16 protein-coding genes and 1 other annotated feature are annotated in these 16,435 nt (G+C 49.5%); all 16 genes read right to left on the bottom strand.

Going from position 1 to position 16,435, the window contains the following annotated elements:
- Positions 1-208: 208 nt before the first annotated feature.
- Positions 209-769 (bottom strand): 3'-5' exonuclease, encoded by a 561-nt coding sequence (locus tag GT1_RS03805; RefSeq protein ID WP_188397586.1) that lies wholly within the window; start codon positions 767-769, stop codon positions 209-211.
- 112 nt (positions 770-881) lie between these two features.
- Complete coding sequence (gene ilvA, locus GT1_RS03800; protein WP_188397584.1) at positions 882-1,871, bottom strand: threonine ammonia-lyase; 990 nt, start codon at positions 1,869-1,871, stop codon at positions 882-884.
- Between the two features lie 40 nt (positions 1,872-1,911).
- Positions 1,912-2,183: a binding site (T-box leader), on the bottom strand.
- A gap of 74 nt (positions 2,184-2,257) precedes the next feature.
- Positions 2,258-2,911: a hypothetical protein gene (locus tag GT1_RS03795; RefSeq protein WP_223226036.1), complete on the bottom strand. Its 654-nt coding sequence runs from the start codon at positions 2,909-2,911 to the stop codon at positions 2,258-2,260.
- 155 nt (positions 2,912-3,066) lie between these two features.
- Positions 3,067-3,294: a 50S ribosomal protein L9 gene (locus GT1_RS03790; RefSeq protein ID WP_075757926.1), complete on the bottom strand. Its 228-nt coding sequence runs from the start codon at positions 3,292-3,294 to the stop codon at positions 3,067-3,069.
- Positions 3,295-3,311: 17 nt separating this feature from the next.
- Positions 3,312-5,432, bottom strand: coding sequence for a cation-translocating P-type ATPase (locus tag GT1_RS03785; RefSeq protein ID WP_188397888.1), 2,121 nt, complete (start codon positions 5,430-5,432; stop codon positions 3,312-3,314).
- A complete protein-coding gene (locus tag GT1_RS03780; protein WP_075758023.1) occupies positions 5,432-5,956 on the bottom strand; it encodes an HMA2 domain-containing protein in 525 nt (174 codons plus the stop codon). Before GT1_RS03780 ends, GT1_RS03785 begins: the two co-directional genes overlap by 1 nt.
- Before the next feature lie 5 nt (positions 5,957-5,961).
- Complete coding sequence (locus tag GT1_RS03775; protein ID WP_188397582.1) at positions 5,962-6,453, bottom strand: HMA2 domain-containing protein; 492 nt, start codon at positions 6,451-6,453, stop codon at positions 5,962-5,964.
- A gap of 104 nt (positions 6,454-6,557) precedes the next feature.
- Positions 6,558-6,698 (bottom strand): FeoB-associated Cys-rich membrane protein, encoded by a 141-nt coding sequence (locus GT1_RS03770; protein ID WP_083945725.1) that lies wholly within the window; start codon positions 6,696-6,698, stop codon positions 6,558-6,560.
- A 29-nt stretch (positions 6,699-6,727) separates the two neighbouring features.
- Positions 6,728-9,103 carry a ferrous iron transport protein B gene (gene feoB, locus GT1_RS03765; protein ID WP_188397580.1) on the bottom strand — a complete coding sequence of 792 codons (2,376 nt, stop codon included), beginning with the start codon at positions 9,101-9,103 and terminating at the stop codon, positions 6,728-6,730.
- The gene (locus GT1_RS03760; RefSeq protein ID WP_075757929.1) at positions 9,066-9,335 is read right to left on the bottom strand and encodes a FeoA family protein; all 270 of its coding nucleotides are present in this window, start codon (positions 9,333-9,335) and stop codon (positions 9,066-9,068) included. Before GT1_RS03760 ends, feoB begins: the two co-directional genes overlap by 38 nt.
- 18 nt (positions 9,336-9,353) lie before the next feature.
- Positions 9,354-9,584, bottom strand: coding sequence for a FeoA family protein (locus GT1_RS03755; protein ID WP_075757930.1), 231 nt, complete (start codon positions 9,582-9,584; stop codon positions 9,354-9,356).
- Positions 9,585-9,662: 78 nt separating this feature from the next.
- The gene (locus tag GT1_RS22710) at positions 9,663-10,427 is read right to left on the bottom strand and encodes a response regulator (protein ID WP_188397578.1); all 765 of its coding nucleotides are present in this window, start codon (positions 10,425-10,427) and stop codon (positions 9,663-9,665) included.
- Positions 10,402-12,414 carry an ATP-binding protein gene (locus GT1_RS03745; RefSeq protein ID WP_188397576.1) on the bottom strand — a complete coding sequence of 671 codons (2,013 nt, stop codon included), beginning with the start codon at positions 12,412-12,414 and terminating at the stop codon, positions 10,402-10,404. Before GT1_RS03745 ends, GT1_RS22710 begins: the two co-directional genes overlap by 26 nt.
- Positions 12,415-12,746: 332 nt before the next feature.
- Complete coding sequence (gene pheA, locus GT1_RS03740; protein ID WP_188397574.1) at positions 12,747-13,571, bottom strand: prephenate dehydratase; 825 nt, start codon at positions 13,569-13,571, stop codon at positions 12,747-12,749.
- Between the two features lie 155 nt (positions 13,572-13,726).
- Complete coding sequence (locus GT1_RS03735) at positions 13,727-14,374, bottom strand: DUF1638 domain-containing protein (RefSeq protein WP_075757934.1); 648 nt, start codon at positions 14,372-14,374, stop codon at positions 13,727-13,729.
- 52 nt (positions 14,375-14,426) lie between these two features.
- Positions 14,427-16,394 carry a hydantoinase/oxoprolinase family protein gene (locus GT1_RS03730; RefSeq protein WP_188397571.1) on the bottom strand — a complete coding sequence of 656 codons (1,968 nt, stop codon included), beginning with the start codon at positions 16,392-16,394 and terminating at the stop codon, positions 14,427-14,429.
- Positions 16,395-16,435 lie beyond the last annotated feature (41 nt).

Here is a 16,435-nt window from a genome sequence, read left to right as displayed (position 1 = left end):
TCCCAAACATTAATACTTTGTGCAGCCTCTGGTACAGCATATAATAGGTATCTGTCAATATTCCGGCTTAACAAAAGTATAACCAGGCCTTCGTAAATATTGAGGAAAAGTTGTAATTCACGCGACTTTCTTTAGGTCCCAGTCTCACCGGCAATGCCCTGAAACATTACCAACCTAAATCTCACATAGTCAATATCCATTCTTTCTATTAATAGCTGCCACCAAACAAATCCATACTCTCCGGTGCCAGCCTGCTAACAACCCGCTTAATTTCCACATGCTGCTGGCCTGCCCGAAGGACAATTTCCGCACAGGCTTTCGCGTCACTGGCGGCGTCATGATGGGTAAGCGCTACCTGGAGGTGAGCAGCAACTGTTGACAGCTTGTGATTGGTAAGCTTAGGCCAGGCTCTTCGCGCCACCGCCAGGGAATCAATCACATAAAAAGCCGGCATAAACAAACCATAGTGAGCCAGTGTTGCCGACAGCACGCCAATATCAAAATCGGCATTATGGGCGGCAATAATCTGGCCGGTAAAATACTCTCTGATCTCCGGCCAAAGTTCGCCAAAAGACGGCTGCTCTTTCACCATGGCATAGTTAATGCCATGCAAATAAGTAAAGGTAAAAAATTTTTCGGGTGGTTTAATCAGCCAGGACTTCTCCCGTACCAGCCGCCCGTTCTCCACTACAGCCACCCCCAACTGACAGGCACTGTGGCTCTGGGAATTGGCTGTCTCAAAATCAAACGCAGTAAAACACTCCCGCATGGCATCCTCTCCCTTTAGTAGTTACTATCTATTTCTCGCCAGGCAGGCTATATTCCTATAAAATTTTGACTGAAATTCATTGTTTTTGCAAAATCATTATGAGGCCGCCCTTTTACAAACTAACCACCTGCTGATATTTACCTTCAATCAGCCCTGACAAGAGCAAGGGATCAATATTGCCGCCGCTTACCACCACTGCCACCTTTTGTCCCGGCAGCTTGATTTTGCCGGCCAGCAGCGCCGCCACTCCGGCTACGCCTGCCCCTTCGGTAATGATTTTGCCGCGTTCCAGCATAAACAATATCCCGGCGGTAAGCTCTTCCTCCTCGACCAAAACAAGCTCATCCGCGTACTTTTGCGTATACCGGAAGGTGAGCTCCCCCGGCTGTTTTACGGCAATGCCGTCAGCTATTGTTTTAACTTCCGGCAGACAACGTACGCTGCCACAAGCCAGCGATTTATCCATAGACGGTGCTCCGGCGGCCTGAACACCGATAACCTTGATTTTAGGGTTATGTTCTTTGATGGCAACCGCCAGTCCTGAAAGCAAGCCACCCCCGCCAACCGGTGCAATAACGGCTTCCACATCATACATCTGTGACAGGATTTCCAGCGCCAGGGTGCCCTGACCGGCAATTATAGCCTGGTCATCAAAGGCGTGGATAAAGGTCAGGTTTTTCTCAGCCTGAAGCTTGCGGGCATGCTGGTATGCTTCATCATAATTCTTGCCATATAACACCACCTTGGCACCATAAGACTCGGTAGCCCGTACCTTGGCTACCGGAGCTTTCTCCGGCATAACCACTGTCGCCGGCACCCCTGAGGCACTGGCAGCCCAGGCCACGCCCTGAGCATGATTGCCTGCCGATGCCGTTATTACGCCATACACCATCTCTTGCTGAGTTAAGCTGAATATCTTATTAACGGCTCCCCTGATTTTGAAAGAACCGGTTTTTTGCATATTCTCCAGTTTTAAATATACCTGGCAGTTGGCTATCTCACTTAATGTCCGGAAAGGCTGCAGCGGCGTTTGGTGGACAAAGGGGGTAATTCGCTGCCTCGCCTCTTTTATTGCTTGTAAATCAAGGTTATCCCTATTCATAAATTACCTCCTAATAAATTTAAAAACCTCCGTCCCTTGGCTAAGGGACGGAGGTTAATCCGCGATACCACCCTAATTATTGCAATCAGCCATAGGCGACTGCAATCTCTCATTAAAGTACGGAGCGACAGCTCGATACCCCAGCGCGATAACGGGCACTGTTCCCTCCTTCCGGAGGCCCGGCGTGGCTTACTATTGTTCAGCCTGCAACTCACAGATGATTTTCGGTCATATCAGATATTACCGGCTCACACCAGCCCCGGCTCGCTGAAACATCTTTGCTATGCCTACTCTTCTGTTCATCGTTTTTCTTTCATTATTGTAATATATTGTATTCAAAAAATCACCACTTGTCAAGCCCCTGCGGATATTTGTGGATTTTCTATTTATGATGGCGTTCGCCGCGCATAGGCCAGAATGGCTCCCAGGGCAACAGACAAATAGGCCGCCGCCATTACCCGGTACTCGGGCGGCAGCAGGAAAGTAACCGTGTGGGCCGGTATCCAAAAGCAAGGTATGGTTTTCAATACCACAAACCGGATAAAGCCTGTCCAGTCTATCTGGGCAATTAGGCCGGACAAACCAGGCGGCTGCTGCCCCTGGCATTTGGTGTCAATATAGAGGTCGGTCAGCCTGTGAACAGCCATAAAAGCGGGCGCAAAAGTCAAATTCATGAGTGCACTGATATAAAGGGCGGGTAAAACTGCCTGCCATAGCCCAGTACCGGTAAATAGCAGCTCTTTCTTAATGGCTCCCATAACTCCGCTTAAGTAGATTTCAAACATCAGGACAATACCCATCCCCAGCAGGCCCCAGATGACAGCTTTATAAGTCATGCCGATGGTCTGCTGCCAGTTCCCGGCTACAATCCGGACCGCCAGCAGCTCACCCATTGTCGCCAAAACGGCAAATTTTATAAAACCCATACCATACGGATGGTTTTGGGTCAGACTTACAAAAACCTGATGGGTGGCCGGCATAAGCAGCAGCGATGAAAAGCCGCACAGGAACATAAGCCAAATAAAATCACCACGATTCAACCGCAACTCCTCCTTATTCGGTGCTGCACTGAAGGTTGAACCTGCTGTTGCTACACCAGGCTTCTATTGTAACAAAAGTTTCCGCCGCTGAAAATACTGTCGAAAATGAAATAAAGTCCAACCCCTCATAAAATGGTTGGACTTTATTGGTGATATTAGCCTTTGGCTGCATTTGCCTGATGTTCTGCAATTAAATCTTCCAAACGCTCTTTTTGACGCATAAGCTCGTCCACCGGGATTTCACTCACCCCCTGGGCGGCAGGCATTTGCATCGCCGGTGCCATACTACGCATAGACTGTTGTTCTGACATCAATTTGTAGCCAAACGCTCCGGCAATCGTTCCAACAACCAAACCTATCCAAAAATCACTTCTTGCAAACATGTCTTCACCTCCCTTCCCTATTCGACAAAGGTTATACCCTGTTTTTTATTCGCCATAAGAATCCTGGCACTGTTCAGCACTACCCCAACGGTGGCCGCATTGTGGATAAGGGCCGAAATCATGGGGTTGGTTCGCCCAATAGCGCCTAGCAGCATGGCTGCGGTATTGACGGCAATAGTAGCCGTAAAATTCTGCTGCACAATCTTCATTGTTTTCTTGCCTAACGAGACTACTTCTGACAACACCAGCGGATCTTCCGAATTAATGGTAATGGCTGCCGACTCTACGGCAATGTCGGTACGCCGGCCGCCCATCGCCACACCAACATCGGCAAAAGCCAGCGCCGGGGCATCATTAATGCCGTCGCCAACCATGAGCACCTGGGAACGCCGTTTCAGCCGGTTTACCAGGTTCGCTTTATCTTCAGGCAATACCTCCGCATGGTAGGCATCAAGGTCCATGGCGGTGGCCACATGTTTGGCAACCGGTTCGGCATCCCCTGTAATCATAACCACTTCGTCAACACCCTGGCGCCGCAATTGATTAATTGTCTTTTTCAGGTTAGGCCGAATGGGATCACTGACCACCAGCGAACCCAGAAGCTGTTGGTCCCGTGCCACATAAACCAGGTTGTAGCCGCAGGTTTCAGCCGAAGGATCGTCAAATCCCTGACAAGGAATTTGATATTCTTCCATAAAGCGCAGACTGCCCACCAAAATGCGGCCGCCGCAAATCTCCTCAAAATCCGGCACTTCTGCCAGAATTCCCCGGGCAACAATGGTTTCTGTGTTGTTGTGCGGCGGAATCTCCCACCCCTGATTTTCCACATGCTCTAAGATAGCACTGGCCAGCGGGTGAGCCGAATGATATTCGGCAGAAGCTGCCAGCAGCAGCAATTCGCGCTCGGTAATTCCCGGAGAAGTTTTGACAGTTATCACCTGCGGCTTGCCAACCGTAATGGTACCGGTCTTGTCCAGCACAATGGTGTCAACGCCTGCCAGGGCTTCCACATAGTTGCCGCCTTTGATCAAAGCCCCCCGGCTGGCAGCTCGTCCAATGGCTGCCGAAATGGCAGTGGCAGTAGACAGCTTCAAACCGCAGGAAAAATCAATGAATAACATATTGAGCACCCGCTGCCAGTCTTTGGTAGCCCCATATACTAAGCCTGCGGCAATGAAGGAAATGGGGACAAGCATATTGGCCATACGGTCGGCAAAATTTTGTACAGGCGCACGGCGGGCCTGCGCTTCTTCCACCATATGGACAATACGGGCCAAGGCCGTATCATCCCCCAGTTTCTCAACGGCAATTTCCAAAAAGCCATTCTGCAGTACCGTGCCGGCATATACATAATCACCTGTGCTCTTTTCGGCTGGAATATATTCGCCGGTAATTGACGATTGGTCCACAGCCGCAGCTCCGGTCAATACCCTGCCGTCCACACAGATCTTTTCGCCAAAATGAACGCCGATCCTGTCACCAATTTTTAAACTATTGACAGCTACCCGTGTCTCGTGCCCATCTTCCTCAATCTTCCAGACATACTGCTGATCCAGGCGCAGCAGGTTGGAAATATGTTTCCGGGCCCGTTCAGCCGTATAGGTGGTAAGCATCTCGGCAAAATTAGACAAAGCCAGCAGAGTCAGGCTGGATTCCGGTTTTCCGCCCAGCACCGAAGCCATAACCGCCGTTGTTGTCAGCGTATCGGCATTTGGCTGGCGTTCAACCAGCAGACTGCGTACACCACTGGTAATAAACTTACGGGCCACAAAAAGGACAAAAGCACTGCGAGCCATATATAGCGCCGTAAACGTACCAGGCATAGCCATACGCAGCAGTTGCAGCCCAACTAAGCCGGCTCCGGCTAAGATGGCATCCCGCCGGTATGCCGCAAAAGGCGAAGCCTCTTCGCCGCCGGGGGAAGGAACAGCTGCAGGCAGCGTCCGGCAAGCGGAAACCGCCTGAAGTATCCTTTCATTTACCGCAGCCAGCGGCAGCCGCCCCTGGTAATATACTGTCAGCTGATTGCCGGCATAAGCACTGATAACGGTTGCAATCTGTCTGATACTAACTTCAAGCAGAGTCCTTTGTCTGGTGGACAGTGCGGGTAGGGGAAAAGTCATATACGGATAGCCCATTAATATCGTCCTTTCAGCAAGGAATACGCCCACCACACCATTTGCGGCCCCGAAGGCCGCTGGCCTAAAGTCCACATCTTAGCAGCGCCGGAAACAAACATCAGCCCGGCCAATATGGTCCGCAAATCCAGCAGTTGATCGGTATTTTTAACTATATTACGGTTGACCTGCCTGCCAAGACCACGGATATTCATGCCCAATCTGCCGTAACCGGCACGCGGATCCGGCATTTTATGGCGGCGGCTCAAGTCATCCATGACCAAATCAAGGTATTCATCCCGGCAGGTGTATAGCAAAAGAATACTGCCGGTTTCCGGAGTTATCTTAACCTGGGTAATCCCTTGTATCTGCCGCAAATGCTGTTCCCATTGCAAAGCCAGTTCTCTGTTATCCAGCAAATCGTCATGCCGGTAACGCCTTCTGGCAGGCATTGCATGCACCAGGGTAAAGCCGCCGCCTTGCAGCAGCTGGTGAAGCTTATGTCCGGCGGAAACCCCCAAAGCCAATCCTGTAAGATAATTCATTTCAATCACCTTCCATACTGTTTAACCACCAGTTGTTCCACCTTTTGGAGAAAAGGGTTACAGGCTACATCCTGGGGAGAATACTCGATAAGTAAAGAACCGGTAGCCATGTTGACACTAAACTGTTTGATTTCCGGAAGGGTACGCAAATACTCAGTCACCTGGCGGACAACTTCCGGATTATTGACAATATGCTGTGAGTAAAGTCTGACGCGGCCGGGTATGTAATGAAGCACCTGGATCTGTTTTAGCAACAGCTTTACTTTGAGCGATGGATTTAAAAAATTATCATATAGGGAGGATAAGCCCATGTTTTGTCTCTCCTTACGCAATTGATGCGAAAACTGCTTTCTATGCTGCCAGGTATGAACAGCCGCCAGCAGCGTAAAGCAGATTCCCAGCCCCACATGATAGCGCCTGCTCAGCGGCAATGATAAAAGGCTGCTTAATAGCGATAACACCAATCCCAGATTCACCCGTCCAAACAGCAGCGTCATGCTTTTCACTCCTTTACCCTCGTACCGGCACAATCGTCTCACCTATTAAGGTGCTGCAGAACACAGGTGAAGAAATTCCTCACCTGTGTTCTGTGTTGTTTTAGTTACTTATTTTCTTTATGGCATCCTGAACCGCAGCCGCCATCGCAATGGCACTGAGGTTCGCCGTGTAAGTTCTTCCAGACCATTCTGCCAACATAGCCGACAGCCGCCAAACCAATCAGAATTAAAACCAGGTTATCCATTTGGCCCACTCCTTTCTTAGTACTTTAATTTAGTACCCCAGGAAAGTTCCAATCTGATAAACCGCAAAGGCAACAATCCATGCCAATATTGTAGTATATACCATGCTAAAGAGAGGCCATTTCCAGGAGTTAGTTTCTCTTTTAATAACAGCCTGCACGGCCAGGCACGGAGCATAGATAAGGACAAACACCATCAGCGTGTAGGCGGACAGGGGTGTGAAATGACCGTCTTCCACCAGCGCCTTCTGCAACTCGACCGACCCTTCATCAACCGCGCCGAGACTATAAATCGTGCCCATAGTACTAACCAGAACTTCCTTGGCGGTAAAGGCGGCAATCAAACCAATCCCTGCGCGCCAGTCCAGTCCCAGCGGTTTAATCAGCGGTTCAATAGCATGCCCCATGCGACCGGCATAGCTCTGCGCTAATTTCTCACCAGCTTCTGCTTGTTCCAGAGCTGTGATTTCTTCGTCCGCAGCACCTCTAAGTTCAAGATAAAGTTCTCCCATCGGATAGAGTTCAGGATTGGCCGCTTCCAACTGCTTCAGGTCAGTTTCTTTAGTGGCTGTCAGTGCGGCTAATTCCTCACTGCCTTCTTCCAGTTCTTCAGCCGCTGCATCAAATTCTTCATTAATAGCCGTCATGCTGGCAATTAATGTCTGCAACTCTTCATTGTCTTCCACTGCGCCAATTTGCAAAGGCTTAGCTACTTGTTCTTCCACCTGTTGGCTAAAACCGGCTTCAGCCTGGGCAATCATGCCCTGGTAATCCTTGCTGTACTCAACATCACTCGGATAGCTGACCATAAACCAGATTAAAATGGAAACCGCGAGAATAATCGTACCGGCTTTTTTCAGGTACAGCATACTGCGCTCCCACATATGCATCAAGATAGACTGTATGGTAGGAACCCGGTAAGGAGGCAATTCCATAACAAAAGGCTCAGGATCACCTTTAAATAACACGGTACGGAAAATACGCGCCATAACAATGGCTAGCACAATGCCGATGAGATAAATAGAAAACAGCACCGTACCTGCCACCGCTTCATTAAAGAAGGCAGCAATGAGCAGGGTATATACCGGCAGCCTGGCGCCGCAGCTCATCAGCGGCGTAACTAGAATTGTCACAAGACGGTCACGCGGGTTCTCCAGCGTACGTGTACCCATAACAGCCGGCACACTGCAGCCAAACCCCAGGAGCATCGGAATAAACGACTTGCCATGCAGTCCCACGGCTCGCATGATCCTGTCCATAATGAACGCCGCTCTCGCCATATAACCACTGTCTTCCAGAATAGCAATCCCTAAAAACAGCAAGATGATATTCGGCAAAAAGACAATAACTCCACCGACACCACCGATAATTCCATCAATAACCAAGGATTTCAAATCGCCATCCGGCATATAAAGCGCGGCATATTCGCTTAATTTCCCCATGCCGGTTTCAATCCACCCCATGGGATACTCGCCTAACGTAAATACCATATTAAATAATAGCCACATAAGTCCTAAAAACACAGGCAGACCTAACAAACGGTTGGTAAGAACACGGTCAATCTTGTCCGAGGTGGTTAAGAGCCCGCTCCGGCCGGCAATGATAACTTCCTCACACAATTCCCCGACAGCCTGGTATCTGAGATTGGCAATAGCGATTTCCGGGTCGGTGCCGAAAGCCGCCTGCAGATTTTCCCTGGCTGCTGAAGCCGCATTGATAATCTGGGCACCGCCTGGCAGCTCCTGTACAGACTTATAAATATCCGAATCGTTTTCCAGCAGTTTTAGCGCCAGCCAGCGCTGCGGGTAACGCAAGTTATGGCGTTCCTGTTCCAGCAATGCACTCAGTTCGGAAATTTTCCCTTCCACCTCAGGACCATAGTTAACAAAAAAAGGTTTTTGCGACTTTTCCGCTGCAGCCTGCACGGCAGCGTCCAACAGGTCGTCTAAACCGGTATGACGGTTGCCAACAGTCCGGATAACTGGAGCGCCCAGTTTTTGCGACAGCAATGAGTCATTGATTTTAATGCCCATATCTTCAGCCACATCGGCCATATTGAGGGCAACAACCATCGGCCGCTCCAGTTCTAAGAGCTGCACAGCCAAATACAGATTACGTTCCAGATTTCCGGCATCTAAAATATCGACAATAACATCCGGCTTATCCTGAATAATAAAATTACGCGCAACCAGCTCATCCAGTGCATGAGCCGTCAGGCTGTAGGTACCCGGCAGGTCAACCACCAGCAATTCCTTATCCTTGAAACGCCGGATACCTTCCCGTTTTTCCACCGTAACCCCCGGATAGTTGCCGACATGCTGTCTGGCACCGGTAACACTATTAAAAATAGTTGTTTTTCCTGAATTGGGGTTACCGGCCAAAGCAATACTTACTTGGGTATTTCCCACTGAAAAATCCTCCTTCTTCCCGCCCCTGCTGAACTTTAATATTAGCGGCCAATAGATTATTTAACATGATGCGACTGCCGCGGACTTTTACAATAACCGATTCTTGACTGCGGCTGATAACGCAGACCGGCGTGCCTGGTGTGAATCCCAGATCAGTGAGACGTGCCCTGATATCTTTAGGCCCCCCCAAGGCGGTCACTATCATCAATTGCCCTTGATTGGCACTTTGCATGGCACTCCCTCCTCTCAATCAGTTTACGTTTATTTCGATATTCTTGGCTTCGCCTTTCCGTAAAGAAAGGTTAAAGCCCTTCACCTTGACTTCCATCGGGTCACCGAGCGGCGCATATTTCTGCACCTCTACCTTGGTTCCAATCACAACCCCCATATCAATGATGCGGCGCTGAATGGGACCATTTCCGTGAATTTTGGCAACCGTCCCAGTCTCACCTGGCAATAATTCACTTAATAATTTAACCATAACTGTTTCCTCCTCAAAAAGTTAATAATAACAATAATCATTCTCTATATAAAAAGGCAGTTAACATTAGAACTTTTATTATAAAGCGCCACGCTTTTTAATCAGTTCAAAGCCTGTGTTTTTCAAACCCTCAGCGTTGCGGAAATACAGGGCGTAGTCCTGCGTATAACACACGGTTCGCAGCAAACTGCCGGCGGCAGCCACCCGCTCCATAATTTGCCGGAAGCTGGCTGCGGTTTTGCTATGCAGCGCATTACTGTACGTAAAATCAAACGTAATCTCAGCTAAATGGTTTGCCAGTAAGGTTTCCGTCACTTTGGTCAATTCACCAAAATCCAAGGGTTTAAATTCTTCTGTCATAGTGATTACCGGACCGTTTTCCCCGGTTTCCACCGTAAACGGCAATTGGGGAGTAATCTGTTTGTTATCCCAGGCCACAGGGGGTACAAGTTCTGGCCGGAAACCGCCGGTAGTGCCGGTTGTTGCTCCCAATAATTCGTTGAGAATGCTCAGGAGTTTATCTTCAGTAAAAGGTTTCAGGATATAGCCTTTGGCACCGTTTTGCAAAGCATCAAAAACTTTATGTTTCTGCCCAAGCGCACTCACCATAACAACCTTGGCATTGGCATCAAACGCCATAATCCGTACCAAAGCATCAATTCCGTCGACGTCCGGCATAGTTATATCCATGGTGACCAAATCCGGCCGGTGCTTTTTATACGCCATGACGGCTTGCTCTCCATTTGCCGCTTCCTCTACCACCACATGACCGGCCTTGCTTAAAAAATTCGCAATGGTTTTGCGCATCATCAAGGCGTCATCGACAACCAATACACGTGCCATTCTCTTCCCCGTCCTTTCGCAAATGTGCCAGCGGTAATACAAAAATAAATTGCGTTCCCTTGCCTGGTTCTGTGATAATGTCAACCCGGCCGCCGAGTTTTTCCGCTTCTTGTCTCACGGCACTCAAACCGACACCCCGGCCGGACAATTCATTCGCTGCACAGGTGCTGGAAAAACCATCGGCAAAAATCAGCCGTATTGCTTCCACATCCGTTAACGCCGCCGCTTCACTTTCACTGTACATTCCCTTGGCGACAGCCAGCTGCCGCATACGTTCGGCCACAATGCCCCGGCCATCATCACCAATGGCAACTGTCAGATTATCTGCCTGGTCTGCTATAACGCAGCTAATTCGGCCCTGGGCAGCTTTACCCGCCTCAAGGCGTTCATCCGGGCTCTCCAGGCCATGAGCCACAGCATTGCGGAAAACATGAACCAGTGATTTGGCAAATTCATGATAGATTTCCGGGTCTACCAGGGGTTTCGAACCGGTTATCAGCAAGGGCTGGATTTCTTTACCCTGGTTTAGGGCTACATTGGCTATATAGTCAGGATATATATTCAGTAAATCACCAAAAGGCTTGTAACGCAGCCGGTGCAGTTCCGCAATCAGGATCCGGGCTTGGCATGGTTCCAACAAACGCTGGATTTTCTCCTCCAATTGCTGCAGTTTGTGATTTTCTATCACAATGCTTTCATCTGCCAGGAAAAAGCCTTCCCCTAATATTTCTTTCAGTTGTTCTAACTCTGTTTTCAGCCAGCCGGCCAAAACTTCCGGCGAATAGCTGCTAAACAAAGCATCCAAACCGGACTGTCCGATATCGTCCGCCGTTTCCTCACGCAAGGCAGCCAAAGCCGACTCCAGTTCATGCAATTCTGCCGCCAAACGGCATATGCCCAGCTGACTAAAAGTTCCCTTCCAGGTGTGAATTATCCGGAATAGGGTGTTGAGCTTTTGCCCTGCCGGTTCGTTTGCTGCAATAAGTGCCGGCAGTTCTTCCTGGCAAAACAGCTGATATTCGGCGATAGCTGCATTAAACTCCTGGTAGTGAGTCACAGCCTTTACGACCATTGACAATACCTGTTTTTCTTCCTGAATCTTTCTTTCCATTTCCCGCTGTTCGGTTATATCTGTCAATATCAGCAATATTTCCCGGCGCTGCGGGTCCAGCGGATGGTTGATTAATTTATACGCCACCTGGATATAACTATCTTCAAGCACCAATTCCTCGGGCAGGAGCGATAGATAACTGTCGCGCAAAAAAGTATCTTCTGCGGCAAATATCTGGTCAAACAATGCTGCCAGAAAAGCTTGCTGCCTTTTATCCGCCGGATAAAGGAGCTCCGGCACCATTTTCCCGGAAATCTCCTGATTAAAAATCATCACACATTCGGCACTGTATTCCCCAGCCACCTGCAAGTCTTCACCAAACGACAGGAAACCCTGTCCGGCATTGTCAAGCAAATTGCGTACTTTGTCTACCGCTTCAGTCAGTTCCCGCGTCCGTCCCTGCAGTTGCTGCTGCACAACCAGTTGTGCGGCATTCACTTCCTCCAACGCCTGTTTCTGTGACTGTACCTTGGCTTTCGACTGTTCCAGGCTGCACACGGCTTCTTTCAGCTCAGATTCATTGACCTTAATTCTATGAACCATCCAGTTCATATCACGCATCAAATCAACTAGCTCGTTTTCGTTGCCATCGTCGTTTCGCTCGTTAGGGACATTCAGATACACATCATAGCGCCCGGCTTTTACATGCTGGCAAAATTCCTTTATTTGCTTCACCTGGCTGGCAAACAGCCAGTAGCGAATAATTCCGGGACTTAATAGTCCTGCCAGGACTGTCACCATTAGCGCCACCGCCATGGTATTGTGAAATTCGCGATTCATCCCCAAACCTGCTTGATTGGCGGCCACAAACATAGCCACAATAGGTAAGATGCCGAAAAATAGCGAAATGGCAAGCAGTCTCGTTTTAATTGTCACGCTTGTGCCCACCTTCATCATTCAAAGCCAAATTCTGTGTAGAAATTAACGTAGTATTGTAATGATAATCATTATCATATTGTGATTATATTATTGCAAACAATTGCGAATGTGTCAAGCATTTTCTCCCAGCTATTTGCGTCTGATTATCATTCTTACCTTATATATAAAGAAAAGCGTATCGCAAAACGTTTTTTTGTAAAACGCAAAGTGACACGCCGTTAATGAAAATTCGGTGCATTGATTATCCAAATACAAAGGCTTTCTGCGTCAAACAGCAGAAAGCCTTTGTATTTGCTCTCCTGACAGAAAGTATAACTTTCTTTATCGTTTTACTTAACGTTAAAGCTGCCCAGCACTCTTGCAGCCAGTTTACCCTCATATTTCGCGCACACCTTAGCAAGCGTTGTCTTTCCCGGTCCGCTCAGTTCAATCAGGAACAGATATTCACCGATTTTGGTCTTAGCCGGGCGGTCATGGATAGACAATAACTGATACTTCTGTTTATCAAGCTCTGCCAGCAGTTTGCTGACATCATTCATCGGGCCGCGAACAGCCACTACTGCTTTTTCACCGGTGACTGCGGCATTTTGTTTGCGGGTCACAACCCAGAACCGGGTTACGTTGGTGTCTGTATATTGAAGATCATTCGCCAAAATGTTCAGATCATAAACCACAGATGTTCTGGAAGCAGCAATGGCCGCCACCGACTTCTCCTGACCTTCAGCTACTTTTTTGGCGGCTTCCGCTGTACTTGACACTTCCATAATGTTTGCCTTAGGCAGATTAGCCTGCAACCAGGCTTTGCTCTGCGCAATGCCCTGCGGATGAGATAATACGGTTGTTATATCCTGCAGTTCGGCACCATGCACCGCCAGCAGCGTTTGCCTGATCGGCAGCTGCACTTCCCCCACAATGACAAAATCGTCATCGGCAATTACTGCATCCAGGTAATTATAAACCATACCGCCTATCGTGTTTTCTACAGGCACAACCGAATACTGGCACTCACCGGATTTCAGCTTAGCCAAAGCTCCTGGCACGGTTGGTACGGCAATCAGCGTCTCTGCCTCACCGAAATACTTTATTGACGCTTCCTCGGTATAAGTTCCGGCCGGCCCCAGATAGCTCACGTTTGCCAGAACGCTCATACTCATAAATACGCTTACAATGAAGGTCAAAATTGCTAGCCTTATACTGCGTGTTGTCATCTTCTCATCTCCCGTGTCCGCGCTATGCGGCATCATTGTATTTAATAGGTAAATTATACCACAGGAGGCTTATAAGTCAATTTCATTTTCGCTGATTGCAGCTACATTACGCCCCATTGCACCTGGCTGTGGGGTAAAACTGTCAAAAAATCTTCGGCCGGCCACGGCCCGGCCACAAGCCGTTCAAGCCAGGTAAGATCGCCAGCCACACTGTCTGCCGGAAGACCATGGCGCTGTAAACGGTCTTCCATATCAGCCCGGGCCTGAGCTAAATCATACGCCCCGGTATCAATAAACAGAAACCGCTTATAATTGGCCAGCATCATTTCGTAGACCATCGCCGTCTTACGCTCCCCCATACGGGCCAGCGTATTGTAGTAGCAGGTATTGGAAAACTTAAGCCACCCGGCTGTCAGAAAAAAAGAAGGAACTTGCGAGACTTCAGCCACCTTTTCCCGCGAACCCAGCAAGAGCGGGATACAGTCGTCCACCCGGGGAATAATGAGCGTAAAATTGCCGGTGACCAGACCTTGCACCGCGGTACCACACAAACCATAGCCAAAGAGTACCCGGCAGACCTCCGGGCCGAGAGCATTAAGCTCTTGCTGCAGCACCTCCCGCATCTGGTTTGTTGGTTTATCATGCAAGGCAGCGGCGGTAAAAATAAGCCGGGGCGGCTTTGGTGTTGCTGCCAGCACTTTGCGCACTTCGTCTTCCAGGGTGCCGCAACTGATTAACACAGTATCCATATTCTCGCCTCCTCATGCCCACACAATTGCTCTGACAAAGAAAAGCTGCCGTTTAGGCTAATTTAGGCTCACCGGCACCAATAACTCTCAGGATTGTTTCCACAAAAAATTCATCCCCCTGGTTGCAGGCGGCAACGATATCCTTGCGCTCAATTCTGATTTCAGGATTGTCTGACCCGGCTGCGAGTAAATGACTGCATACCCTCTCCCGGGCCGAATGGGTGGCATAAGCCACAGCAGTTTCTAATGTGGCAAACGTTTTATATTCCCAGGGTAAATGAACGCTAAACCCGTTTCCGTACGGAACGGGTTTGATGACCACTTCAACGCGTTCAAGAAGCTTTGCTGCAGCGGCGCCAAAAGCATTGGCTACCTCGGCATGCTCCGGTATATGAAGCTCCATATTCAGCCGTGCTCCTACCTGGGGCAGCCACGCCTGCACCGGGGCGCCGATGGCCACCACCGGCGCTGAAATCCGGATATTGCAGGTAAAGTAATCATTAGCCCGGGTGTCAAGGGCTCGTTGGACAAAAATATTATGCCTGTTTTCTTTGATATTAAATGAATGTCCCTGCATCTTAATTAATGATTGCAGAATAGCGACAGCCAGGTCACCGGTGATCTGGTCTACTGCCCTGGCAATGAATTCTTCCGGGTGTACCGACAGTTGGTCGGCCAGCAGGGAGACTCCCAGCTCAGCCGCTGTGCACGACCACAAGGTATATGCTTGCAGAACATGCAGAATGTCAGTCGGGGTAAGTGCAATGCGTGTGACCAAACTGCGTTTGATCAGGCTGGTTGCCGTGCGATTCACATAAGAAGGAGCACTCTCCAGCCTTCGGGCTATATAATAGATACTGTGCGGCTGGTCCTGGATGACGCTTATTAACTCCTGCTCCTCAGGCGACAGCGGCCAGCCCGCCTGATCATTACTGTTTTTGACCAGCATAAGACAGTCGGTTTTTTGATAAGGGGCAAACATTTCGGCTGTCAGCTTAGCCGAACTTAATTCCTCTATCAGATGAGGATACCGGCAGGCGGCATAACACAGGGGCAACACTCGTTCCGGGCCGATGGCCAGTTTTTTCGACTTTACCTGAATATAACTGTCGCCGCCTAACCCGTACGTATATATTTCCGCAGCCTTGACCCGGGTGTGCCAGCCACCGACAACCGCACCTTCCGGATTGAGTTTGGGACTGCCGTTTGTAATCAGCGCAATATCGGTCGTCGTGCCGCCCATGTCCAAAATAACGGCATCATTTTGGCCTGATAAGGTGCAGGCCCCGACAGTACTGGCCGCCGGGCCGGTCAATATCGTTTCAACCGGTTTTTCCCGGGCGGCGGCTGCCGTCATGAGACTGCCGTCACTTCTGACAATCATCAGCGGCGCCTTAATGCCCCGGCCGGTCAGAGCCTGCTCAATTACATCAAGCCATTCGGTAATAACCGGCAATAACCTGGCATTTAATGCGGCAGTCACTGTTCGCTGATAAAACCCGAGTGTGGTTGTCAGTTCATGAGCGCAGACTACCGGCACCTTCAGCTGCATTTTTACAATCTCTTTGGCTCTCAGCTCATGCTCGGGATTCCTTACGCTGCAAAAGCCGGAAATGGCGATGGCCGCGACTTTGCCCGCAAACCCGGCCAACGCTTGCAGCAACCATTCTTCATCAAGCGGCTCATATGGCAAGCCGCCGGGATCGTGCCCCCCGCCGATAACGGCATAATGCGCAACCGGCAGTTTATCCAACGGCTCTCCCCCGATCATGATTACCCCGACTTCACAGCCTTGGCCTTCGACAATGGCGTTGGTGGCTAAGGTCGTTGACAGTGCCACCAGACTGATCTGGTCAAACTGTTCGAACTGTAGGTTATCAATGCATTCTTTAATCCCAATAGTTAAATCGTCCCGGGTTGTGCGCGCTTTGGCTTTACGCAAAATTTTTTCAGAACCTGATTCAATGATAACGCCGTCTGTATAGGTTCCTCCGGTATCAATGCCCAGCACCATCCGCATAAATTTGCTCCTTTCCCGTGCAACTGATTTCATCCGGCAAA

It is taken from the genome of Sporomusa sp. GT1 (genome assembly GCF_014634905.1).
Lineage (GTDB): Bacteria > Bacillota > Negativicutes > Sporomusales > Sporomusaceae > Sporomusa > Sporomusa sphaeroides.
This window is presented reverse-complemented; position numbering and strand designations above follow the sequence as displayed.